The organism is Streptomyces longwoodensis (genome assembly GCF_001514125.1).
Classification (GTDB): domain Bacteria; phylum Actinomycetota; class Actinomycetes; order Streptomycetales; family Streptomycetaceae; genus Streptomyces; species Streptomyces longwoodensis.
In genome coordinates this window covers 1,064,084-1,084,802 of the sequence record NZ_KQ948549.1, presented here as the reverse complement: position 1 = coordinate 1,084,802, position 20,719 = coordinate 1,064,084, and the positions used below count along the sequence as shown (strand labels likewise).

Below are 20,719 nucleotides of genomic sequence, written 5' to 3'. Positions count from 1 at the left end.
ACCGTCCTCTGCGTGTAGCGTCGGAGACAGCTGTCGTGGTTCCGAAGTACCGGTCGCCCGTGAGCAACAGCCACGGGCGATTCTGCTGTTCACAGTCTCTGAGGACCAGGGCGATCACCTCCGGCTCCCGCAAGGTGCGGGACCGACTGCGACTCCCCTTGGAGGGCACTATGGCCAGCGGAACCGTCAAGTGGTTCAACTCGGAAAAGGGCTTCGGCTTCATCGAGCAGGACGGCGGCGGCCCCGACGTCTTCGCCCACTACTCCAACATCGCCAGCTCCGGCTACCGTGAGCTCCAGGAAGGCCAGAGGGTGAACTTCGACGTCACCCAGGGCCAGAAGGGCCCCCAGGCGGAGAACATCACTCCCGCCTGAGCCCACACGCCCCACGGCACCCGCCCCGCGACGCTCGCTGGGCGGGTGCCGTGCCTTCGGCAGGTGGGACCCTCGTCATCGCGGTGCGACGGCTTCGAGCCAGTCCTCGACCGTGAGGACGTCCGCCCACTGCGGGAACAGCTTCTCGACGAGCATCCGGTGGACCTCGGGGTCGGTGTCGAGGCAGGCGTCCGCCAGGACGGTGAGGCCGTAGTCCAGGTCGATGGCGCGCCACAGGGTGGAGAGCACCACGGCGCTGGTGGCGATGCCGGTGAGAACGAGGCTGTCGACGTTGCGAGCCCTGAGCACCAGGTCGAGGTCGCTGCCCGAGAACGCGCTCCCCCGCCTCTTGGTGACCACGACGTCGCCCTGCTGAGGCGCGACGTCGTCATGGATCCCGGTGCCAGGGGCTCCCTCGGTGAACAGGCCGGCCCGCACGACGTTCGTCATCACCTTGTTGCGGGGGCTGACTTCCGGATCTCCCGGTCGCAATCCCAGCACCACGTAGATCACGGTGATGCCCGCAGCCCGGGCACCGTCGATCGTTCTCCGCAAGCGCGACAGGTATCCGGAACCGTCATCGGCGAGGGCCACGACGTCCCGTTGGACGTCCATCACCAGAAGTGCGCTGTTCGCCATGTCCGCCATCCCTTCTCCCACTGGGACGAGTCTGGTGGGTCGACCGGCCTGCGGTGGGGAGCTTCGGAGATCTTCGCAGTCAACCGCGGGCAAGGACCGGCGGGTTGAGCCGGGCGAAGCCCTCCTGGCGCTGGTACGGGAAGTAGGGGTAGGGGGCCGTCCGGCTGCTGGCCGCGTCGAGCCCCGCCGTCTGCTCGGGGGTGAGGGACCAGCCGACGGCGCCGAGGTTCTGGCGGAGTTGTTCCTCGGTGCGGGCGCCGATGATGACGGAGGAGACGGTCGGCCGCTGCAGCAGCCAGTTGAGGGCGATCTGCGGGACGGCCCTGCCGGTCTCCTCCGCGATCTCGTCGAGCACGTCGACGACGCGGTACAGGAGTTCGTCCTCGACCGGGGGGCCGTAGTCCGCCGTCTCGTGCAGCCGGCTCCGGGCGGGCAGGGGCCGGTCGCGGCGGATCTTCCCGGTGAGCCGTCCCCAGCCCAGCGGGCTCCAGACGAGGGCGCCGAGGCCCTGGTCGAGTCCGAGGGGCATCAGCTCCCACTCGTAGTCGCGGCCGACGAGGGAGTAGTAGACCTGGTGTGCGACGTAGCGCGTGCGGCCGTGCCTCTCCGCGAGAGCCAGGGACTTCATCGCCTGCCAGCCGGAGAAGTTGGAGATGCCGAGGTAGCGGACCTTCCCCGCCCGCACGAGGTCGTCGAGCGTGGACAGGACCTCCTCGACGGGCGTGCCCGCGTCGAAGGCGTGGAGCTGGAACAGGTCGAGGTGGTCGGTGTCCAGGCGCCGCAGGGCGGCGTCGCAGGCGGCGATCAGCCGGGAGCGGGAGGAGCCGGCGTCGCCGGGGCCGTCGCCGGTCGGCAGGCTGGTCTTGGTGGAGATCAGCACGCGGTCCCTGCGGCCCTTGACCGCCTGCCCCAGCACCTCCTCGGACGCGCCGCCCGAGTAGACGTCGGCCGTGTCGAACATCGTGATCCCGGCGTCGATGCAGATGTCCACGAGGCGGCGCGCCTCCCGCGCGTCACTGCTGCCCCAGGCCCCGAAGAGCGGCCCCTGCCCGCCGAAGGTGCCGGCGCCGAAACTGAGCGCGGGGACCATCAGTCCGGACGCGCCGAGTCGCCTGTACTCCATGACGAAGCCTCTCTTCCCTGTCTGCGAACCACGACGTCTGCGAACTGCGGCCCCTTAATGGGTCTGCAGTCCCATTAGCGATGCGGCTTACGATAGCAGGCGCGGGTCAGCAAATGGAACAGGAGTCCCGTTATGGAGTATGAGGGTGCCGATCCGGGGACGGTCCGCCCCGGAGGGCGAACGGCACGCGTGCGGGCAGCGGTGCTGCGGGCGGCGGGGGACGCCATGGCGGAGGGCGGCTTCGCCCACCTGGACCTCGCGGACATCGCGCGCCGCGCCGAGGTGGGCAAGACGACGGTCTACCGGCGCTGGGGCTCGGTGACCGGCCTGGTGGCCGACCTGTTGACCGACATGGCGGAGCAGTCACTGCCGCGCACGGAGACCGGTTCCCTGCTCGACGACCTGAAGGCCAACGCGCGCCTGGTGCAACGGACGTTGACCGACCCGCGGCAAGGGGCGCTGTTCAAGGCGGTGATCGCGGCCGCCACCTGCGACGCCCGGACGGCCCAGGCCCTGCACCGCTTCTACGAGACCCGGGTCGAGGAGTGGGCCCCCTGCGTGCAACAGGCCGTCGCGCGGGGCGAGTTGCCCGAGGACACGGACCCCCACGAGGTGATCCGCGCCGTCTCGGCGCCCCTCTACTACCGCTTCCTGACCACGGACGGCCACCTGGACGAGGCGACGGCGGACCGGTCCGCGCAGGCGGCGGTGGCCGCGGCACGGGCGGGGGTGTACACGAGGCGGGCATGAGCCGTCCCGTCCGGAGGGCGTGAAGCACGGACCTCCGGACCTGGGGGAACCGTCCCCGGCCCGCAGACGTGCACATGAGGGGGCGCCGGACAGCTGTGCTCCCTCGGGACGGGCCCACGGGCCGATGGACGGATACGAGTACGGACCACATGGCTGCAGTTCACGATGACGTGGCGGAGTTCGCGCTCCTGCTCAGGCGGCTCAAGGAGCGCACCGACCGCAGCTACGCGGCGCTGGCGCGGCGGCTGGACATGCACGCCTCCACCCTGCACCGCTACTGCGCCGGGGAAGCGGTGCCGCAGGAGTTCGCCGGTGTCGAGCGGTTCGCCGTGCTGTGCGGTGCCTCCGTCGAGGAGCGCACCGAGCTGCACCGCCGGTGGGTCGTGGCCGACGCGGCCCGACGACGACCCCGTCCGCAGGAGGGGCGGCGGGCAGCGGTTCCTCCGGGCGGCGACACCGGTCCAGTGGTCGTCGCCGACCTCGCGCGCCCCGCTCCAGCGGCCGTCCCCGACTCTGCGCGCCCCGCCCCCGCAGCCGTCCCCGACCTCGCGTGCCCCGCCCCCGACCGACGGCCCCGGGTCCGATTCCGCCCCCGGCACCGGCCGCGGCCCCGCCGCTCCCCCGTCCGGTCCGTCGCCTTGGCCCTCTCCCTCGTTGCCGCGCTCAACGGGCTCACCGCGTCCACCGCCGGTCGCCCGCCCGCGCCGGCCGCGCACCCGGCACCGGGCGCGGGCCCCGCCCTGCAAGGAGCAGGGGTCGCCACCCCCGCCCCCCTCACCTGGACCGCCGACGACCACACCCTCGGGCTCACCAGCTGCGGCGAGGACTACGTCGTGGCCCAGCCGCCGCAGAACGTCCCTCCGCCGCCCCACCCCGAGGACATCGCCGCGTGGGCCACCTCGCAGCGGGCGGTGCACGCGGGCACGACCGGCGTGCGGATCACCGTGCAGGGACGCGGCTCCGCGGCCGTCGTCCTCCAGGCGCTGCACGTGCGCGTCGCCCACCGGACCACCCCCGACCGCGACCGGGGAGCCGTCTACTCCCTGAGTGACGGCTGCGGCGCCGGCATCACCCCCCGCTTCTTCTCCGTGGACCTCGACGCGTACCAGCCCGTGGCCCGTTCGATGCCCGGCGACGACGGGGCGGGCACGCCGGTCCCCGCGATCGGCTTCCCCTACCGGGTGTCCCTGCAGGACCCCGAGGTCCTGATGGTGTCCGCGCGCACCGAGTCCTGCACCTGCGACTGGTACCTCGACCTCACCTGGTCGTCCCAGGGCCGCACCGGCACGGTCCGCATCGACGACCACGGCCGACCGTTCCACAGCACCAGTTCCACGGGGCTGCCGGGCTACCGGTACGACCGCGTCTCCCACCGCCCCGGCCGCTGGGTCCCGATCCCCGCCGCGAACCTGGACGCCACCGCCGACTGACCGGGGGACGCCGCCGGGCCCGCCCCCGGACGCAGCCGGGAGGGGGCCCGATGGGACATCCGTACCGTCAGCGGGCGCTCAGGGTGCGGATGTCGGTGACATCACCGGACGCCGGCTCCAGCACGACCACCAGACGGGTCGTCACCGTCGGCGTCTCCCCGCCGCCGAAGGCGTGGGTGACGGCGACCTCGCCCGCGCGGGCGCCCTCGGTCACCGTCCAGTCCACGGGCACGTTCTGGGCGCGCAGGACGCCGTCCGCCCCGTTGGTGCGCTCCCAGGCCGCCAGCCGCTTCGCGTAGGCCGGGGTGAGGTAGTGCGTGCGCAGGGCCTTCGCCAGCGCGGAGTCCGGGCCGGCGGCGGCGTCCTCGGCGTCGACGTACGCGCCGTAGAAGTCGGCGACCCGAGTGACCGAGTCGCCCGTCCTGCCGCTGACCGACCGCGCCGCGGCGGGCGTCTTGGCGCGGGCGGCGCCCGTGACGCGGATGTCGGAGATGCCGCCGGCCGCCTCCTGCGTCACGACGAGCCTGGTGGTCGTCGTCGGGGACTCCCCGCCGCCGTAGGTGAGGGTGACGACGGCGTCGAGGCCGGTGGTGCCCTCGGTCACCGTCCACTCCACGGGCACGTTCTGGCCGCGCAGGACGCCGTCCGCCCCGTTCGTCCGCTCCCAGGCCGCCAGCCGCTTCGCGTAGGCCGGAGTGAGGTAGTGCGCGCGCAGGGCCTTCGCCAGCGCGGAGTCCGGGCCGGCGGCGTCGTCCTCGGCGTCCACGTAGGCGCCGTAGAAGTCGGCGACCTGGGTCACCACGTCGCCGTTGTAGCCGGTCACCGACCGCGCCGCGGCGGACGCCCGGACGGCGGCGGGAGCGGAGACGGCCTGCGCCGTCACCTGTGCCGACGCGCCGAGCCCGACCGCCAGGAGGAGCCCTGCGGCGACGGTCGCGCGGCGGCCCGGGCGACGGCGGGCGTGGGTGTTGCTGCTCATGTCGTGACTTCCTTCGTGAGGTGGCCGGCGCCGTGCACCGGTCATCCGGGCCCTGCGGGCATACGGATGCCCGGTGCGCGGGCTCGGGACGGGAGTCGTCACCGGCCCGCCACGAGGTCCTCGGAAGGCCCTCGGATCGACCGGGCCGGTGCGACACCCACAGCTTCGAGGACGCCGGGAGACCACCGCAACGCCCCCGGCCGCATCCGCGACGGCGCAACGGTCCCGCCCCTCCTGACCTGCAGGGACGTGGTGTGGGTGAGATGCCGTCCTGGGGTGCGGGGACGGCCCGCGTGCGGCCGGGGAGGCACGCGGGGCCGCCGGTCGCGGCGCTGGTGGAGCGGGGAAACGGTCAGGGCAGGATCGCGTCGACGTACCCGCCGTCGACGCGCAGCGCTCCCCCGGTGGTGGCGGAAGCCTGCTCGGAGCTGAGGTAGACGACCATGTGGGCGATCTCCTCCGGCTCGATCAGGCGTTGCAGCAGGGACTGCGGGCGGTGCTCGCGCATGAAGGCGCGCTGGGCCTCGTCCCAGGGCAGGGACCGGTCGACGAGTTCGTACACGAAGTCCTCGACCCCGCCGGTGTGGGTGGGTCCGGCGATGACGGAGTTCACCGTCACGCCGGTGCCCGCCGCCTTCTTGGCGAAGCCGCGGCTCACCGCGAGCAGAGCGGTCTTGGACATCCCGTAGTGGATCATCTCGGCGGGGATGACGACGGCGGAGTCGCTGGCGACGTACTGGATCCGTCCCCAGCCGCGCTCGGTCATCCCGGGCAGGTAGGTCCGGGTCAGCCGTACGGCGGCCAGGACGTTGACCTCGAAGTACCGCCGCCACTCGGCGTCGGTGATCTCCAGCGGGTCGGCGGAGCCGAAGATGCCGAGGTTGTTGACGAGGATGTCGACCCGCGGCAGCAACCGGGCCACCCGTTCGGCGCCCTCCTCGCCGGCCACGTCCGCGGCCACCGGCACCAGTTCAGCGCCGGGGACCTCCCGGGCCAGCCTGGCGACCGCGGCCGACACGCTCTCCTCGCTGCGTCCGTTGACCGCCACCCGGGCGCCGGCACGGGCGAGACCGGCGGCGATGGCGGCACCGATGCCCTGCGTCGAACCGGTGACGAGGGCCGTGCGTCCAGTCAGATCGATGTGCATGCGAGGACAGGTTCCCCGGGAGCCGGCCGCCCTACCGGGTTCCGGCCCGGCACGCCCACGCGTGCGTGTCGGCTCTCATGGATGGCGCGGCCCGACGGGTGGTGGAAGCATGGAGGTGGTGCTGTGCGCCACTCCACACGCCACTCCACGCTTTCGCGAGGAGGGATGGTCATGGCCAAGCGTCTGGTCGTCTGCTGCGACGGCACATGGAACTTCGCCGACCAACCGAGCAAGACGAACGTGGCAAAGGTCGCCCTGTCGGTGCGTCAGGGGTCCGCCGAGGGGGCGGACCAGCGGGTCTACTACCACAGCGGCGTCGGTACCCGGCAGTGGGAGCGGCTGCGGGGCGGCGCCTTCGGTGCGGGGCTTTCGCGCAACGTCGTGGACGCCTACCGGTTCCTCGTCGAGACCTACGAGCCCGGCGACGAGCTGTTCCTCTTCGGTTTCAGCCGGGGCGCGTTCACCGCCCGCAGCCTGGCGGGACTGGTGCGCAACAGCGGCATCCTGCGGCGCGAGCACGCCGACCGCGTGCAGGCCGCGTGGTCCCTGTACCGCAACCGGATCGAGCATCCGAACGGCGTGGCGTCGACGTTGTTCCGCCGCTCCCACGCGCGCGAGACGCGGATCCACTTCATCGGGGTGTGGGACACCGTGGGTGCCCTGGGCATACCCCTGCCGGACGCCGCACCGCTCCAGTCGGCGGTGAACGAGTTCAACCACCGCTGGGCGTTCCACGACACCGAGCTCAGTGCCTGGGTCGACGGGGCCTTCCACGCGCTGGCCATCGACGAGAAGCGCTCGGCGTTCCGGCCGACGCTGTGGCACCAGCGGCCCGACGCCGCCCGGCAGGGGCAGGAGTTGAAGCAGGTCTGGTTCGCCGGGGTGCACTGCGATGTCGGTGGCGGATACACGGAGGCGGGCCTGTCCGACATCGCCCTGCTGTGGATGGTCGATCAGGCCCGGCGCTACGGGCTGGCGTTCGACGCCGAGGCGCTCACCGCGGCCGGGCCGCAGGAGATGAGGCCGCGGCAGAGCGTGGACTTCCGGGTCGAGCCGGACGGCTCGGGTGAGCTGCACGAGTCGCGGACGCGCCTGTACCGGCTGGCCAAGGCCTACCACCGGCCGCTGCGCAGCGCGGTGAACGACCGGAACGAGCCCGACGGGAACGAGTTCCTGGCGGTCCCGGCCAAGGAGCGCTACGACCGCGACGCCGGATACCGGCCACCGGAACTCACGCGTTATCTCACCCGTCAGGAGGGGGTCCGGCTCGAGCCGGTCCTGCTGCCGGACCTCGCGGCCGGCCTCCCTCCGATGACGCCCGCACCGGCTGAGCCGAGGGCCGGGCGCACCGGCTGAGCCGGGAGCCGGCCGCACCGGCTGACGAGGCGCCCAACTCCCCTCCGGAGCCTGGCGGGCCGCTCCGCCCCGCCCGGGTCGGCGGCTTCCGCAAAGGCCTCACAGCGGGCGGGTGAACATCTTCCGGTCGGCGAAGTTGCGGTAGCCGGCGCGCTGGAACGCCTTGGCCATGGCCGTGTTGCCCGCGTCGCAGTCCCCGCGGATCTCGCCGCAGCCCGCCTCGGCCAGCACGTAGGTACCCCGGGCGACCACAGCGGTGGCGTAGCCCCGGCCCCGGCCGGCCCTCGCGACCGCCACGAGGCCGATCACCGCCGAGCTTGCCGTGCGCGCCGGCATGCTGAGGGCGACGGGCTCATCCGCCGCGTCATAACCGATCTCGAACCAACCGGGCCGGTGGTCCATCTCCAGCATGTCGGCCACGTTGCGTTCGGCAGCACCGCGCAGGCCGTGCTCGGCGATCTCGGCCCGGAAGATCGAATCCGCGGTGTCGGTGAACGTGTCGGCCAACAGGTCCACGAACGGCTCCACCCCCAGGTCGGCCAGGGAGCGCCAGTGCAGCCGCTGGTCCTGGGCCGGCATCGGGTCGCCCACGGTCCACGCGAATCGGCGGCCGTCGCGGGCCACGGTGAAACCGGCGCCGACGAGCAACGCCTCGCGCTCCTGCGGATCCCGTTGGAACTGGGGCGCCTGGGCCGGCGTGTCCAGCACGTGGCCCTGGACCTCCGCGCCGAGATCGCGGGCCTGCTGGGCGGCGTGGGCCAACAGCGCCCGGCCGGTGTCCGGGTCCCCGGGTTCCAGTAGCACGATGTCCGTCGGAACCTGTCGTCCGGGCATCGTCCAGAGCACGACGTTGCCCGCCAACCGGCCGTCCTGCTCGGCCACCAAGCACCACTCGGGCCGAGTGCACCCGCTCTCCAGCAGGGCCGTCAGGTAGGCGGCGGTGGCGGCATTACGCTCACCGTCGTCCGACGAGGTCGTCAGCGCGGGGAGCTCGTCGGGCCGGGCGGTACGGAGGGTCAGCATGTTCGGCATCCTTCACTCTTCGGTGAGCGGGCGAGCCACGCACAACGGCGCGACAGCGCCCCGTCCTTCGGGTACACGTGACGCAGGTCACGGGAAGTCGGGCCGGGCGCACGACAGGTTCCTGAGGTGAGCATCGACATGCGTTCCCGGCTGCGGGCGGGACAACCGGCGGCCTTCGCCGAGTTGTTCGACACCTACGCCCGCGGCGTCTACAACCACGCCTTCCGTCTGACGGCGGACTGGTCGACGGCCGAGGAGGTCATGGCCACCACCTTCCTGGAGGCGTGGAAGCTGCGCCACAGAATTGATCCCGAGGGCGGCCCTGGCGAGTGCGGCCGCGGAGCTGAACGTGCCGGACCACGCGGAGGAAGTCACCGACCAGCTGGACGACCAGCGCCGACTGGCCGTGGCCCTGGCGGGCCCGCCGGTGCCGCCTTCACCTGCTTCGGCGTTGTCCAACCCCCGAGTGCTGGAGCATGGGAAGCAGCAGACGGCTCGTCCTCCCCGGTGCGACGCTCACCGTGCGGTCCGGCAGGCGTACGTCGATGGGCCGCAGGTCGGAGGGCGGGACGCTGATCTCCATCCGGCCGCTCTCCAGTCGCAGCCGTACCCCCCAGTGCCCCTGGTAGTGCAGGGAGAGTCCGTACGACGACAGTTCCGGCAGCGGGACGGGGTCCAGCCAGAGCACTCCCCTGCGCGTCTCCAGACCGGTGAGGCCACGCTGGACCAGGTCCAGGGTGCCGGCCATCGCTCCCAGGTGGATGCCCTCGCCCGTCGTCCCGCCCTGCAGGTCGGCCACGTCGCCCTTGAGGGCCTCCAGGCAGAAGTCCCATGCTTCGGAGCGCCGGGCACGGGCCAGGATCCAGCCGTGCACGAGGCCGCTGAGTGTGGAGCCGTGGCTGGTGCGGGCCAGGTAGTAGTCGACCGTGCGCTGCCAGGTCTCCTCGGACAGGTCGTGGCCCAGCCGCTGGAGGAGGGACCGCAGTTCGGCGGGTGAGAACAGGTGGCCGAGCATGAGCGCGTCGGCCTGTTTGGACGCCTTGTAGCGGTTGACGGTGTCACCCTCGGCCTCGAGGATCCGGTCCAGCCGGCGGATGTCCCCGTACCGCTCGCGGTAGCCGTCCCAGTCGAGTTCGGCGAGGTCGCCGTAGCCGTCGAACTGGCTGATGACGTCCTCGTGGAAGGGGACGTGCAGGGTGCGCGAGACGTCCTCCCAGTGCTCCAGCTCACCGGCGTCCAGGGCGGCGCGCTCGAAGAGTTCGCGCCGGCGTGGTGCCGGGAGGTCGCGCAGCACCTCCAGGGTCCGGGTCAGCACCCAGGCGGCGGTCACGTTGGTGTAGGCATTGTCGTCCAGGCCCGGCGTGTCCGACCCGGGACAGGCGTCGTGGTACTCGTCCGGGCCGATCACGCCGCGGATGCGGTGCCGGCCCAGGTGGTCGTCCCACGTCGCGGAGTCCGCCCAGAACCGGGCGATGTGCAGCAGCATCTCGGCGCCCTTGGTGTGCAAGAACTCGGTGTCGCCGCTGGCCTCGCAGTACTGCCAGACGTTGTACGCGATCGCCGACCCCACGTGGTGCTGGAGGTGCGTGTGGTCCGGCAGCCAGCGCCCCGATCGCGGGTTCAGGTGGAGCCGTTGGGTCTCCTCACGCCCGTCGCTGCCGCTCTGCCAGGGGTAGAGCGCTCCCCGCCGGCCGATGGCCCGGGCCGCCGCTCGGGCCCGGTCCAGCCGGCGGTGGCGGTAGCGCAGCAGGGCGCGTGAGACCTCGGGGAAGTGCAGGTTGAGGTAGGGCAGCACGAACACCTCGTCCCAGAAGACGTGACCGCGGTAGGCCTCGCCGTGCAGTCCCCGGGCGGGCACCCCGACGTCGAGGCCCGCGGTGTGCGGGGACAGGGTCTGCAGCACGTGGAAGAGGTGCAGCCGGAGGATCGCGCCCGGCTCGCCGGGGACGTCGATCTGCGCCCGGCGCCACAGCTGGTCCCACGCCGCGCGGTGGGACGCCAGCAGTTCCTCGTACGCGGGTGCGGCGCTCACCCGGTCCACGGCCGTCTGCAACGGGTCGCTGATCGCCGGGTCGCGTGAGGTGTGCAGCGCGACGGTCTTGTCCACGGTGCGGCCACGGCCGGGCGTCAGCTGCAGGCGCAGCCGCTGCACGGCACGAGTGGCCTCGTGCGCGTCGGTGACGGGTGCGTCCGAGGTGAGCCGGGCCGCCAAGGCGATACGGACGTCCGAGGTGCGGGTACGGCTGCGCAGCCACACCACGTCCTGCCCGGCGCTGCCGGCGTGCACGTGGGTCAGGTGGCGCCCTTCCAGGCCGGAGTACCGCGGTACTCCGGCGTTGGTGACTCCGCCGTCCAGGGCCGCCTCCACCTCCAGTTCCACCTCCGCCCCGTCCACGGTGAACGTGGTGCGCAGCGCGGCGAGGTACGGGTCGGCCATGTGGACGAGGCGCTCCTGACGGACCCACAGCGTCGGCTGCCCGTGCAGTCCGTACCGGGTGGCCCGCTCCAGCACTCCGGAATCCAGGTGGAGCACCTGGCGGTGCTCCAGCACCGGCGCGGTGTCCGGTGCGAGCCACGCTCCCCCCGCGGGCCGGAAACGCAGCACGAGCCAGTTGGGCAGGTTGACCATGTCCTCGTTCTCGACCTGCCGCCCCGCCACGACGGAGGTGAGCCGGTTGTAGCAGCCGGCCGCGTACGTGCCCGGGTAGTGGACCGCGTCGGCGTCGCACTCGGGCAGTGCCCCGCGGGTGGCGAAGCGGCCGTTGCCCAGCGTGCACAGCGATTCGCGCAGGCGTTCGCCGGTGGGCTCGTATCCGTCGTACTGCCAGGTCCACGTCGCCATGGGGATGTCATACCCGCTGCGGGACCACCGCGACGGGGCAGGACGCCCGGTGCAGCAGGGTGTGCGTCACCCGGCCGAGCTGGAGACCGACGTGGGCGGACAGGCGGCGGGCGCCGACGATCACCAGGTCCGCGGCGGCCGACCGATCGACCAGGAGCTTGCCGGCCGGCCCCTCCATCACTGTGCGGCGGACCCGCACGGCGGGGCGGTCCTCGGCGGCCTCGGCGATCAGCGAGTCGATCAAGGCGAGGGCGCGTTCGTCGTGCCGGTGGGCGGGCTCCGCGGACGGTGTCGCGTGATCGGTGGCGCAGCGCCAGCAGTGCACGACGTCCACCTCGCAACCGCGCGTCTCCGCCTCCTGGAAGGCGAACCGGACGGCTTCGGCGCTCGTCTCGGCGTCCTTGACACCGAGCGTGATCCTCTCGTGGGTGGCGGCCAGCGCGGCCTTGTCGCCCCGGACGACGACCACCGGGCAGTAGGCACGGGCTGCGACCGCCAGGCTCACGGAACCCAGCAGGGTCTCCGCCACCTGTCCACGGCCCCAGGCGCCCAGGATGAGCGCGGAGGCGTTGTCGCCCTCGCTCATCAGGGCGAACACCGCTTCCGCGGGCAGCGTCTCGACGGTGACCTCGAGGTCGGGGGCCGTCCGCTGTACGCGCTCCGCGGCGGACGCCACGATGTGCTCGGCCAGCACCCGCCCCGAGGCACGCTCCCGCCTCAGCTTCGGGACCGCCTTCTCGTAGCGCTCCCACAGAGAGGCGTAGATCAGTCGCAAGGGCAGACCGTGGCGGGCCGCCTCGTCCACCGCCCAGTCGACGGCCGCGAGGCTGCCGTCCGATCCGTCCACGCCTACGACGAAGGGCAGTTCCATGACGCCACCGCCTTCTTCCGGGCTGCCTCACCGTGCAGCAGGGCTCTCACTGTCACGGTCCTCCCCCCGCGACGGTCCGGGCTTGAGCGGTTCGGTCCCTTTCCAGGGACCTTCGGGCCCCTGCCCTGCACGCCTTCCGGAGCGCACGCTGGCAGTGGAGGACAGCGGAGGGAGGTCGTGATGCCTGAAACCCTGTACAAGGTGAGCGACGTGATGACGCACACCGTCGTCGCCGTGGGCAGCGAGGCGCCCTTCAAAGACGTCGTGGAGCTGCTCGACCAGTGGAAGGTCAGCGCCGTGCCGGTGCTGGCCGGAGAGGGCCGGGTCGTGGGCGTGGTCTCCGAGGCGGACCTGCTCGCCAAGGAGGAGTTCCGCGACACGGACGAAGGCGGCCTCGCCGAGCGGGTCAAGGCGAGCGCCCTGACCGCGGGCGAGCTGATGAGCGCACCGGCCGTCACCGTGCACGCGGACGCCACCGTGGCCGAGGCGGCCCGCATCATGGCACGTCGGCACGTCAAGCGCCTGCCCGTCGTGGACGGGGTCGGCCTGCTGCAGGGCGTGGTCAGCCGCAGCGACCTGCTGAAGGTGTTCCTGCGCTCCGACGAGGACATCGCCGAGGAGGTCCGTCACGGTGTGCTGAGCCTGCTGCCCGTCGGTGACGCCCTCACGGTGTCGGTGACCGACGGGGCGGTCACCCTCGGCGGGTCCCTTCCCGAGCGCGGTCTCGAGCCCGTGATCGCGCGCGCGGTCCGCTCCGTCGAGGGGGTCGTGGACGTCCGGCTGGAACTGACCCACCGGTGAAGCATCACGGCACGGGGTCGGGGAGCGGGCCGTGAGCCGTCGGCCGGCTCGCGACCCCCTCCCCGTCTTCCAGGTCTTCTAGGCGCCGGCACCCACGGTGAGGTCCGCGGCGACCTGCTTCGCCCAGTCCGCGATGCGGGCGAAGTCCCGGAAGTCGCCGCCCTTGCCGCTGCGGAGGATCATCCGGGCGATGCGCCCCTCGGCGCCCTCTTCCAGGCGGCCGCCGAAGGTGACGTGGTCCCGGGCGTCGAGCCGCAGCACGGTGCGCCGCACCCCGGGGACGGGCGGGATGTCCCGCTCGGAGGCCGAGGGGTCCAGCGGCCCGCTGCTGAACAGCCACACCGGGCGCTCCCGCAGGGCACTCCGGTGGCGGCGCACGAACCGGCGGGCGTCCTTGTGCCAGCGTCCGGCGTACAGGGCGCCGCCGACGACGACGGCGTCGAACTCCGTCACGTCCTCCACCGTCGCGGCCGGTGCGGTCCGGACGGTCAGGCCTTCCTCGCGCAGCACATCGGCGACGGTCTCGGCGATGCCCGCGGTGGAGCCGTTGGTCGTTCCGAAGGCGACCAGTACGTTCGTGGTCATGGGATGCCGTCCTTTCGTCACGGTCGGCGGGTCCGGGCGACCGGCGATCGTTTAGTGCGGGGGCTCATGCGTCCTCACCTCAGCCGCCGCAGGTACGGGTCCCGGGGTCGGCGGGGCAGCAGGTGGACGCGGGCGTCGAGGACGCTGACACCGCCCGGCGCCGCGAGCAGGGGGTTGAAGTCCGCCTCGGCCAGTTGCGGCAGGTCGCTCGCCATCCGCGACAGGCGCAGCACCACCTGCTCCAGCGCCGCGAGGTCGACGGGTGGACGCCCTGCGCCTCCCAGCAGCAGTGGGGCGCACCGGGGTGACGTGATGAGGTCGTGGACGTCGTGGTCGGTGAGCGGGGCGAGCCGGGCGGCGTGGTCGGCGAGGACCTCGGTGGCGGTTCCGCCCGCGCCGAACACGACCAGCGGGCCGAACACGTCGTCCTGGACGACACCGGCGAGCAGTTCGGTGCCGCGGTCGGCGAGCGGCTGCACCACGACGCCGGTGAGCAGGCCGGCGAACCGGGTCTCCAGGTCGCGGTAGGCGGCCCGCACCTGCGCGTCGTTCTGCAGGTCCAGCAGGACGGCACGCCGGGCGCTCTTGTGCAGCAGTCCGGGCCAGTGTCCCTTGAGCACCACCCGGCCGTCGGGCCCGCGCAGCCGCTGGGCGGCGAGGACGGCGGCGTCCTCGGTGTCGGCCCAGGCCCACGGCGACTGCGGGATGCCGTAGCAGGCGAGCAGGTCGGCGCACTCGCGTGGCTCCAGCCAGCCGCCGTCCGGGTGGGTGTCCAGGTAGGCGTCCACGAGCCGCCGGGCCCGTTCCGTCTCGACGTCCGGCAGGGTCGGTACGGTGCCCGCCGGCCTCGCCAGCCAGGCCGCCCTGCGAGCGGCGTGGGCCAGCGCCCGGGCCGCGGCCCGGGGTTCGGCGTAGGAGGGGACGCTGGTGCCGTCCGGGGCGGGCAGCAGCTCGACGGGCAGGGCCTGTTCGAGACGCACGAGGACGACCGGCTTGCTGCCCCGGCCCACGGCGCCCGTGACGGCTCGTACGAGGTCGTCGCCGGTCGCCGCGGCCACTGCGGTGGGGACGAGGGTCACGAGGACCGCATCGGTCTCGTCGGAGTGCGTGACGCGGTCGAGGCAGACGCCGAGCTGCTGCTCCGTGACGGTCGCGCCGGCATCGGCGGGATTGCCCGGGGCGGCACCAGGGGGAAGCACGGTGCCCAGGTCGGCCGCCAGGGCCGGGGTCGGCTCCGGCACGGTCAGGCCGGCTTCCGCGCACGCGTCGGCCGCGAGGACGCCGGCTCCGCCCGCGTTGGTGACGATGACGACGCGGGGTCCGTCCGGCAGGGGCTGGGTGTGCAGGAGGGCGGCCGTCTCGAGGAGTTCGCCGATCGAGTGGGCGGCGGTGATGCCGGCCTGGGTGAACAGGGCCTGGCGGGTCATCGTGGGGGTGGCGGCGGCTGCCGTGTGCGAGGCGGCGGCCCGCCGGCCGGCGTCGGTGCGTCCGGCGTCGACCGTCAGCACGGGCATCCGGCGGGTGACCCGGCGTGCGGTGCGCGAGAAGGCCCGCGGGTTGCCGAAGGACTCCAGGTGCAGCAGGGCGAGGTCGGTGCGGCCGTCGCTCTCCCACCACTGCAGCAGGTCGTTGCCGCTGACGTCGTACTTGTCGCCGAGGGAGACGAAGGAGGACACGCCGATGCCCAGCCGGGACAACCCGTCCAGCAGGGCGATGCCGACGCCGCCGGACTGCACGGCGAGGCCGGCGGTCCCGGCACGCGGATGACCGGCGGCGAAGGTGGCGTCCAGGTCGACACCCGGCTCGGTGGTGGAAATGCCGAGGCAGTTGGGTCCGACCATACGCATGTCGTGGTTGCGGCAGGCCGCGAGGAGCTGCCGGGACTGGTCGGCGTCGAGGCCCGCGGTGACGACGAGCAGGGCCCTGGTTCCGCTCCTGCCGCACTCCTCGGCGACGGCCGGGACCGCCTCGGCCGGGACGGCGATGACGGCGAGGTCCGGTGGGACGGGCAGCGCGCTCACGGACGGGTAGGAGGGCACGGCGAGGAGGGAGTCGGCGGCCGGGTTGACGGCGAACAAGCGGCGGGTGAAGCCACCGGTCTTGATGTGGTGCAGGATCGCGCGGCCCACTGAGCCCGGACGGCGCCCGGCGCCGACGACGGCCACCGTGTGCGGCTCCAGCAGCGGGACCAGGCTGGCGAGGTCGGCGGCTCGCCCGCGGTCCTCCACCGCCGACAGGTAGGTGTCGCTCGCGTCGAGGGCGATGGTGCACTGCACCTCGGGGCCGTCGAAGTGGCGGGTCGTGCGCAGCCCGAGGTCGGCGAATACCTTCAGCACCGCGCGGTTCTCGTTGAGGGCGTCGGCGGTGAAGGCGGTGACGCCCTCGGCGCGGGCGGCCGACACCAGGTGCTCCAGGAGCAGGGTGCCCACGCCTCGGTGGTGCAGCCCGTCCGCCACGGCGACGGATATCTCGGCTTCGGTGCCGCTGCCCCCGGTGTCGTACTCGGCGAGCCCGAGCAGGCGCCCGTGCCGTTCGGCGACCAGGGCCCGGTAGCCGGGCCGGTGCGGACCGCAGGCCCGGACGGCGGCGGCGGCCGCGGAGCTCGGGCTCACCGCGAAGAACCGCAGCCGCAGGTTCTCCGGTGACATCTCCTCGTACAGCCGTCGCACGCCTGGGAGGTCGTCCGGCCGCGCCGGACGGATGCACACGGTGGTGCCGTCCGCCAGCAAGGCGTGCGCCAGCAGGGCGTGCACCGGCGGGGCGTGCGTCGGCGGGTGGTCGAGGATGTCGTCCTGCATCGCGGGCCTCCTTGTGGGCCTTCGCCCTGCTTCGAGCGTTCCGCACGTCGAGGAACCCGCCCAGGGGCCGCACGGCGGTGGATGAGGGCCGACCGGCCCCGTCGGGCGGGGCCCTCTGCGCATCAGCGGTGGGGCACGACCGCCACGGGGCAGACGCACCGGTGCAGCAGCGCGTGGACGGTCCGTCCCAGCCGCGGAACGTAGTGGTCGGACCTGCGCCGCACGCCGACGACCAGCAGGTCGGCCTCGCGCGAAGCTCCGGCGAGCACCCGGCGGGCGCGTCCCTCGGCGGTGTGCCGGTGCACCGTCGGTTCGGGCGCGAGGACCGCGAGCGCGGCCTCCAGCTCGTCGGCGGCGCTCTGCTCGTACGACCGGGCGGGTTCTCCGGCGATGAGCGGGTGATCCACCGCTTCGTGCGCCGGGCAGGTCCAGGCCCGCACGGCGTGCAGGGGCACACCTCGCAGCCTGGCCTCCTCCGCGGCGAAGGTGAGCACGGTCCTCACCTCGGCGCCGTCCCCGACGCCCACCACGACGCCGCCACGGGCCGCCGTGACCGCCTGGTTGTCGTGACTGCCGCGCAGCACGACGACCGGGCAGTCGGCGCGTGCGGCGACTGCCATGCTCACCGAGCCCAGCAGCGTCTCGGCGATGCCGCTGCGTCCTCGGCTGCCGACGACGAGGAGCGTCGCGCCGGCGCTCTCGCGCACCAGCGCGTGCTCCGCCTCTTCCGGCACCAGGTCGGCGGTCACCTTCAGATCGGGTTGCCGCCGCTGGACCCGCCGGCCCGCCGTGTCGACGATGTCCTCGGCCAGTAGTTCCTCGGCGGGCCTGCCCGGATCCCCGGCCAGTGCGGGGCCTTCGTAACGCTCCCACAGGGAGGCGTACACCACGCGCAGCGGCAGCCCCCTCAGGACGGCTTCGTCGGCCGCCCAGTCGGTGGCCCTCAGGCTCGGCTCGGAGCCGTCCACTCCGACGACGACGGGGAGTTCCATCCTCTTCGCTCCCTTTCCAGGCTCTCCAAGCTCTCCAAGCTCCCAAGAAGGGTTCGGTGGGACCGTGGGTCACTCGTGCGCCACGACGGCCACGGGGACGGGGGCGTGGTGCAGGACGGCGTGGGTGACGGGGCCGATGTGCAGGCCGACGGGGCTGCGCCGGACACGACGGCCGACCACGACCAGCGACGCGTCGCACGCGGCGCCGACCAGCCGGTCGGCGGCGCTGCCCGCCCGGGACTCCTCGCTCACCTGGACGGACGGGTACTTCTGGCGCCACGGCCGCAGCACCTCGGCCAGCTCCGCCGCCTTCTCCCGCACGATCTCGTTGTGCAGGGAGGCGTCGAAGGAGAGGCCGTAGAGGTAGTACGCCGGCAGGTACCAGGAGTGGACGGCCCGGACGGCGGTGCGGCGGCGCTCGGCCTCCTCGAAGGCGAAGGCGATCACGTCGTCGGCGGGCTGCTCCGTGTCGACTCCGACGACCACGGGCCGGTAGGCGGTGGCGGCGGACGGGATGCCCGCGGGGTCACTCTCGTGCTCGTCGGCGGCCTGCTCCCCGGCCCGTACGACCACCACGGGCACGTCGGTGCGCGCGATGACGGCCTGGCCCACGGACCCGAGCAGGAAGCCTCCGGCTCCGCTCAGGCCGCGGGAGCCGACGACGAGCAGTTCAGCGGCCGCTGCCGCGCCGACCAGGCGATCAGCCGGTCTGCCGGACAACCGCATCAGGCCGACGTCGACTCCGGGATGACGCAGCCGAAGGCCCTCCACGGCCTCCGCCTGGACGCGCGCGGACCACTGTGCCTGGGTTTCCCCGCCCAGCAACGGAGCCCGGGCCAAGGGGTGCGGGACGGGCTCCTGGACCGTCACGACGGTCAGCGGCAGACCACGCAGGTGCGCCTCGCGTGCCGCCCATTCGGCCGCGGCCCTGCTCTCGCGGGAACCGTCGAGCCCTGCCACAACGGTGCGGACCATGATGGTGCCTCCTGTTCGGCCGTTCCTGCTTCCAGCCTCGCGGCGCACCGGCCACCCCCACAGGGGCCGCACGTCCCGTGCCGGGACCATCCGGCCCAAGGGGCCGCAGCCGCCGGTGGACCCCGGGAGGAGGCCATGTGGCCCATGGCCCGTGCCGCCACCGGGGTCGACGCTGAAGTGGGACTGACGCACAGACCTGGAGGCGCGCCATGAACGCTCCCGTCCTGACGAGCACGCCGCGGGCCCTGCCCGCCGAGCACCGGCAGCAACTGATGGGGCTCGCCCGCGAGGTGGCCTTCCCGACCGGCACCCGCCTCTTCGAGGAGGGGCGTCAGGCCGACCGCTTCTGGATCATCCGGACCGGAACGGTCGACCTCGACATGAGGGTGCCGGGCCGCAGGGCCGCCGTCATCGAGACCCTGGGTCACAACGAACTCGTCGGCTGGTCCTGGCTGCTGGCCCCGCACCGGTGGCGTCTGGGAGCGGAGGCGGCGTCCCCGGTCCGCGCCTGGGAGTTCGACGCCGCCGCGGTGCGCGCGCTGTGCGAGGCCGACCCCGAGTTCGGCAGGGTCATCGCGCAGTGGGTGGGCGGGGTCGTCGCCCGGCGCCTGCAGGCCGCCCGCACGCGGCTGCTGGACCTGTACGGCCCCCACGGCAGCGGAGGCCTGCGATGACCGGAGCCTGGACCGAGGAGGAGAGGGGCCCCCGCGCGTGTGGTCGGTGTCGTGTCCGAGGCGGACCTGCTGCCCAAGGAGGAGTTCCACGACCTCGACCCCGACCGCCGCACCCAGCTGCGCCGGCTGGCCGACCTCGCGAAGGCCGGCTCGGACACCGCGCGTGTTCCCGCGCGACGACGAGGACATCGCCGAGCAGGTGCGGCGCGAGGTGACCGCCTACCTGTTCCCCGGACCGGCCTCCGACATCCGGGTCGACGTCCACGACGGCGTCGTCCACCTCGGCGGCCGCATGCGGGACCGCTCCCTGGTACCGGTGGCCGCGCGGCTGGTGCGCGCCGTCGAGGGCGTGGTCGACGTGCGGTTCGAGCTGGACCCGACCAGGGCGCCGACGGGGCCGATCGACCCCGGTGAGGGCGGACGGGCCGGGTGACGCCAGGTCGGGTGGTGGCTCAGTCGTGCGCGACGACGGCCACGGGGACGGGGGCGTGGTGCAGGACGGCGTGCGTGACCGGACCGATGTGAGTGTCGAGGGCGTGGCGGCGGACGCGGCGGCCCACCACGACGAGTGAGGCCCGCAGGGCGGCGGCGCCCAGGTGGTCGGCGGCACTGCCCACCCGGGAATGTGCGATCGCCTCCACGGCGGGGAACTTCCGCCGCCAGGGGCTCAGGACGTCGGTGAGGCGAGCGGCCTGCTGACGCGCCATCCCGTCGCGGCGTTCCGGGTCAGCGGCGAGTGCGTACACGGAGTACGGCGGTGGAGACCAGCTGTGGACGACCTCGAGGCCGGTCGCCCGGCGGTCCGCCTCCTCGAAGGCGAAGGCGAGTACGGCGTCCGCCGAGTTCGTGATGTCGATGCCGGCGACGACCGACCGGAAGCGGGTCGCAGCGGAGGGGTGCCCGAACGGATCCCGTTCGTGCTCGTCGTCGGCCTGTTCACCAGCGCGGACGAGGACGACGGGGACCTCCGTGTGCGCGACCACCGCGTGCCCGACGGACCCGGCGAGGAAGCCGCCGACGCCACTCAGGGCGCGTGAGCCGAGCACCAGCACGTCGGCGTCCTCGGCAGCCTCGGGCAGGACCTCCTCGGCCCGGCCCGGGATCTACTCCATGGTGACGGCGAGGCCGGGGTGGCGAAGCCGGATGTCGTCGGTCGCCTCCCGGGGAATGCGCTCCCGCCAGTGGGCCTCCGTCTCGGTACCCAGCAGGTGGGCCTGCGCGAGGAACTCCGGCATGGGCTCCCACACGTGCACGATCTTCAGCGGCACGCCCCGCAGCGTCGCCTCGCGCGCCGCCCACTCGGCCGCCGCGCGGCTCTCGTGCGAGCCGTCCAGTCCTGCGAGCACGGTGCGGACCATGA

17 protein-coding genes and 3 pseudogenes are annotated in these 20,719 nt (G+C 73.3%); 8 read left to right on the top strand and 12 right to left on the bottom strand.

The genetic code is table 11. The features are described from left to right. Window positions 1-170 precede the first annotated feature (170 nt). On the top strand, window positions 171-374 hold the full coding sequence (locus AQJ30_RS04975; protein WP_067228799.1) for a cold-shock protein: 204 nt from the start codon (window positions 171-173) through the stop codon (window positions 372-374). A gap of 75 nt (window positions 375-449) precedes the next feature. On the opposite strand, the gene AQJ30_RS04970 is transcribed toward AQJ30_RS04975, so the two are convergent. Both AQJ30_RS04970 and AQJ30_RS04965 read right to left on the bottom strand, forming a co-directional pair. Continuing rightward, window positions 450-1,013 (bottom strand): cysteine hydrolase family protein, encoded by a 564-nt coding sequence (locus tag AQJ30_RS04970; protein WP_067229078.1) that lies wholly within the window; start codon window positions 1,011-1,013, stop codon window positions 450-452. Window positions 1,014-1,092: 79 nt separating this feature from the next. Beyond that, window positions 1,093-2,136: an aldo/keto reductase gene (locus tag AQJ30_RS04965; protein ID WP_067228797.1), complete on the bottom strand. Its 1,044-nt coding sequence runs from the start codon at window positions 2,134-2,136 to the stop codon at window positions 1,093-1,095. A 132-nt stretch (window positions 2,137-2,268) separates the two neighbouring features. On the opposite strand from AQJ30_RS04965, the gene AQJ30_RS04960 reads away from it, so the two are divergent. Then, complete coding sequence (locus AQJ30_RS04960) at window positions 2,269-2,886, top strand: TetR/AcrR family transcriptional regulator (protein WP_067228795.1); 618 nt, start codon at window positions 2,269-2,271, stop codon at window positions 2,884-2,886. Between the two features lie 149 nt (window positions 2,887-3,035). Next, on the top strand, window positions 3,036-4,316 hold the full coding sequence (locus AQJ30_RS04955; protein ID WP_067228793.1) for a helix-turn-helix domain-containing protein: 1,281 nt from the start codon (window positions 3,036-3,038) through the stop codon (window positions 4,314-4,316). A 67-nt stretch (window positions 4,317-4,383) separates the two neighbouring features. On the opposite strand, the gene AQJ30_RS04950 is transcribed toward AQJ30_RS04955, so the two are convergent. Continuing rightward, window positions 4,384-5,295 (bottom strand): hypothetical protein, encoded by a 912-nt coding sequence (locus tag AQJ30_RS04950; RefSeq protein WP_211278924.1) that lies wholly within the window; start codon window positions 5,293-5,295, stop codon window positions 4,384-4,386. 352 nt (window positions 5,296-5,647) lie between these two features. Continuing rightward, on the bottom strand, window positions 5,648-6,442 hold the full coding sequence (locus tag AQJ30_RS04945) for an SDR family NAD(P)-dependent oxidoreductase (protein ID WP_067228790.1): 795 nt from the start codon (window positions 6,440-6,442) through the stop codon (window positions 5,648-5,650). Between the two features lie 171 nt (window positions 6,443-6,613). Between AQJ30_RS04945 and AQJ30_RS04940 the strand changes: the two genes are divergently transcribed. Next, entirely contained in the window at window positions 6,614-7,798 is a 1,185-nt protein-coding gene (locus AQJ30_RS04940; RefSeq protein ID WP_067229075.1) for a DUF2235 domain-containing protein, read from the top strand. A gap of 99 nt (window positions 7,799-7,897) precedes the next feature. Here the strand turns inward: AQJ30_RS04940 and AQJ30_RS04935 are convergent, their stop codons facing one another. After that, entirely contained in the window at window positions 7,898-8,821 is a 924-nt protein-coding gene (locus AQJ30_RS04935; RefSeq protein WP_067228789.1) for a GNAT family N-acetyltransferase, read from the bottom strand. A 138-nt stretch (window positions 8,822-8,959) separates the two neighbouring features. Here AQJ30_RS04935 and AQJ30_RS39120 point away from each other — a divergent pair. After that, window positions 8,960-9,236, top strand: a pseudogene (locus tag AQJ30_RS39120) (RNA polymerase sigma factor); the annotation flags it as partial. Between the two features lie 21 nt (window positions 9,237-9,257). Here the strand turns inward: AQJ30_RS39120 and AQJ30_RS04930 are convergent. Both AQJ30_RS04930 and AQJ30_RS04925 read right to left on the bottom strand, forming a co-directional pair. Further along, window positions 9,258-11,663, bottom strand: coding sequence for a glycoside hydrolase family 65 protein (locus AQJ30_RS04930; protein WP_067228787.1), 2,406 nt, complete (start codon window positions 11,661-11,663; stop codon window positions 9,258-9,260). Between the two features lie 7 nt (window positions 11,664-11,670). Then, window positions 11,671-12,534 carry a universal stress protein gene (locus AQJ30_RS04925; protein WP_067228785.1) on the bottom strand — a complete coding sequence of 288 codons (864 nt, stop codon included), beginning with the start codon at window positions 12,532-12,534 and terminating at the stop codon, window positions 11,671-11,673. 180 nt (window positions 12,535-12,714) lie between these two features. Between AQJ30_RS04925 and AQJ30_RS04920 the strand changes: the two genes are divergently transcribed. Continuing rightward, window positions 12,715-13,335, top strand: a complete 621-nt coding sequence (locus AQJ30_RS04920) for a CBS domain-containing protein (protein ID WP_067228784.1) — start codon at window positions 12,715-12,717, stop codon at window positions 13,333-13,335. Between the two features lie 78 nt (window positions 13,336-13,413). Here the strand turns inward: AQJ30_RS04920 and AQJ30_RS04915 are convergent, their stop codons facing one another. From AQJ30_RS04915 to AQJ30_RS04900, 4 genes are all read right to left on the bottom strand, one after another. Continuing rightward, window positions 13,414-13,920 (bottom strand): flavodoxin domain-containing protein, encoded by a 507-nt coding sequence (locus AQJ30_RS04915; protein WP_067228782.1) that lies wholly within the window; start codon window positions 13,918-13,920, stop codon window positions 13,414-13,416. A 74-nt stretch (window positions 13,921-13,994) separates the two neighbouring features. Next, window positions 13,995-16,718, bottom strand: a complete 2,724-nt coding sequence (locus AQJ30_RS04910) for a bifunctional acetate--CoA ligase family protein/GNAT family N-acetyltransferase (protein WP_067228780.1) — start codon at window positions 16,716-16,718, stop codon at window positions 13,995-13,997. A gap of 122 nt (window positions 16,719-16,840) precedes the next feature. Further along, entirely contained in the window at window positions 16,841-17,710 is an 870-nt protein-coding gene (locus AQJ30_RS04905) for a universal stress protein (protein WP_067228779.1), read from the bottom strand. Window positions 17,711-17,779: 69 nt separating this feature from the next. Continuing rightward, entirely contained in the window at window positions 17,780-18,685 is a 906-nt protein-coding gene (locus AQJ30_RS04900; protein ID WP_067228777.1) for a universal stress protein, read from the bottom strand. Between the two features lie 209 nt (window positions 18,686-18,894). Between AQJ30_RS04900 and AQJ30_RS04895 the strand changes: the two genes are divergently transcribed. Further along, complete coding sequence (locus AQJ30_RS04895) at window positions 18,895-19,359, top strand: cyclic nucleotide-binding domain-containing protein (protein WP_067228774.1); 465 nt, start codon at window positions 18,895-18,897, stop codon at window positions 19,357-19,359. A 36-nt stretch (window positions 19,360-19,395) separates the two neighbouring features. Beyond that, a pseudogene (locus tag AQJ30_RS04890) lies at window positions 19,396-19,792 on the top strand (BON domain-containing protein); the annotation flags it as partial. A 19-nt stretch (window positions 19,793-19,811) separates the two neighbouring features. Here the strand turns inward: AQJ30_RS04890 and AQJ30_RS04885 are convergent. Then, window positions 19,812-20,717, bottom strand: a pseudogene (locus tag AQJ30_RS04885) (universal stress protein). Window positions 20,718-20,719 lie beyond the last annotated feature (2 nt).

Bases quoted from the DNA above. Each gene is read 5' to 3' on its own strand.
- AQJ30_RS04915 (WP_067228782.1), bottom strand. From the start codon at position 13,920: ATGACCACGAACGTACTGGTCGCCTTCGGAACGACCAACGGCTCCACC.
- AQJ30_RS04965 (WP_067228797.1), bottom strand. From the start codon at position 2,136: ATGGAGTACAGGCGACTCGGCGCGTCCGGACTGATGGTCCCCGCGCTC.
- AQJ30_RS04920 (WP_067228784.1), top strand. From the start codon at position 12,715: ATGCCTGAAACCCTGTACAAGGTGAGCGACGTGATGACGCACACCGTC.
- AQJ30_RS04945 (WP_067228790.1), bottom strand. From the start codon at position 6,442: ATGCACATCGATCTGACTGGACGCACGGCCCTCGTCACCGGTTCGACG.
- AQJ30_RS04905 (WP_067228779.1), bottom strand. From the start codon at position 17,710: ATGGAACTCCCCGTCGTCGTCGGAGTGGACGGCTCCGAGCCGAGCCTG.
- AQJ30_RS04930 (WP_067228787.1), bottom strand. From the start codon at position 11,663: ATGGCGACGTGGACCTGGCAGTACGACGGATACGAGCCCACCGGCGAA.
- AQJ30_RS04960 (WP_067228795.1), top strand. From the start codon at position 2,269: ATGGAGTATGAGGGTGCCGATCCGGGGACGGTCCGCCCCGGAGGGCGA.
- AQJ30_RS04975 (WP_067228799.1), top strand. From the start codon at position 171: ATGGCCAGCGGAACCGTCAAGTGGTTCAACTCGGAAAAGGGCTTCGGC.
- AQJ30_RS04925 (WP_067228785.1), bottom strand. From the start codon at position 12,534: ATGGAACTGCCCTTCGTCGTAGGCGTGGACGGATCGGACGGCAGCCTC.
- AQJ30_RS04970 (WP_067229078.1), bottom strand. From the start codon at position 1,013: ATGGCGAACAGCGCACTTCTGGTGATGGACGTCCAACGGGACGTCGTG.
- AQJ30_RS04935 (WP_067228789.1), bottom strand. From the start codon at position 8,821: ATGCTGACCCTCCGTACCGCCCGGCCCGACGAGCTCCCCGCGCTGACG.
- AQJ30_RS04895 (WP_067228774.1), top strand. From the start codon at position 18,895: ATGAACGCTCCCGTCCTGACGAGCACGCCGCGGGCCCTGCCCGCCGAG.
- AQJ30_RS04950 (WP_211278924.1), bottom strand. From the start codon at position 5,295: ATGAGCAGCAACACCCACGCCCGCCGTCGCCCGGGCCGCCGCGCGACC.
- AQJ30_RS04940 (WP_067229075.1), top strand. From the start codon at position 6,614: ATGGCCAAGCGTCTGGTCGTCTGCTGCGACGGCACATGGAACTTCGCC.
- AQJ30_RS04910 (WP_067228780.1), bottom strand. From the start codon at position 16,718: ATGCAGGACGACATCCTCGACCACCCGCCGACGCACGCCCCGCCGGTG.
- AQJ30_RS04900 (WP_067228777.1), bottom strand. From the start codon at position 18,685: ATGGTCCGCACCGTTGTGGCAGGGCTCGACGGTTCCCGCGAGAGCAGG.
- AQJ30_RS04955 (WP_067228793.1), top strand. From the start codon at position 3,036: ATGGCTGCAGTTCACGATGACGTGGCGGAGTTCGCGCTCCTGCTCAGG.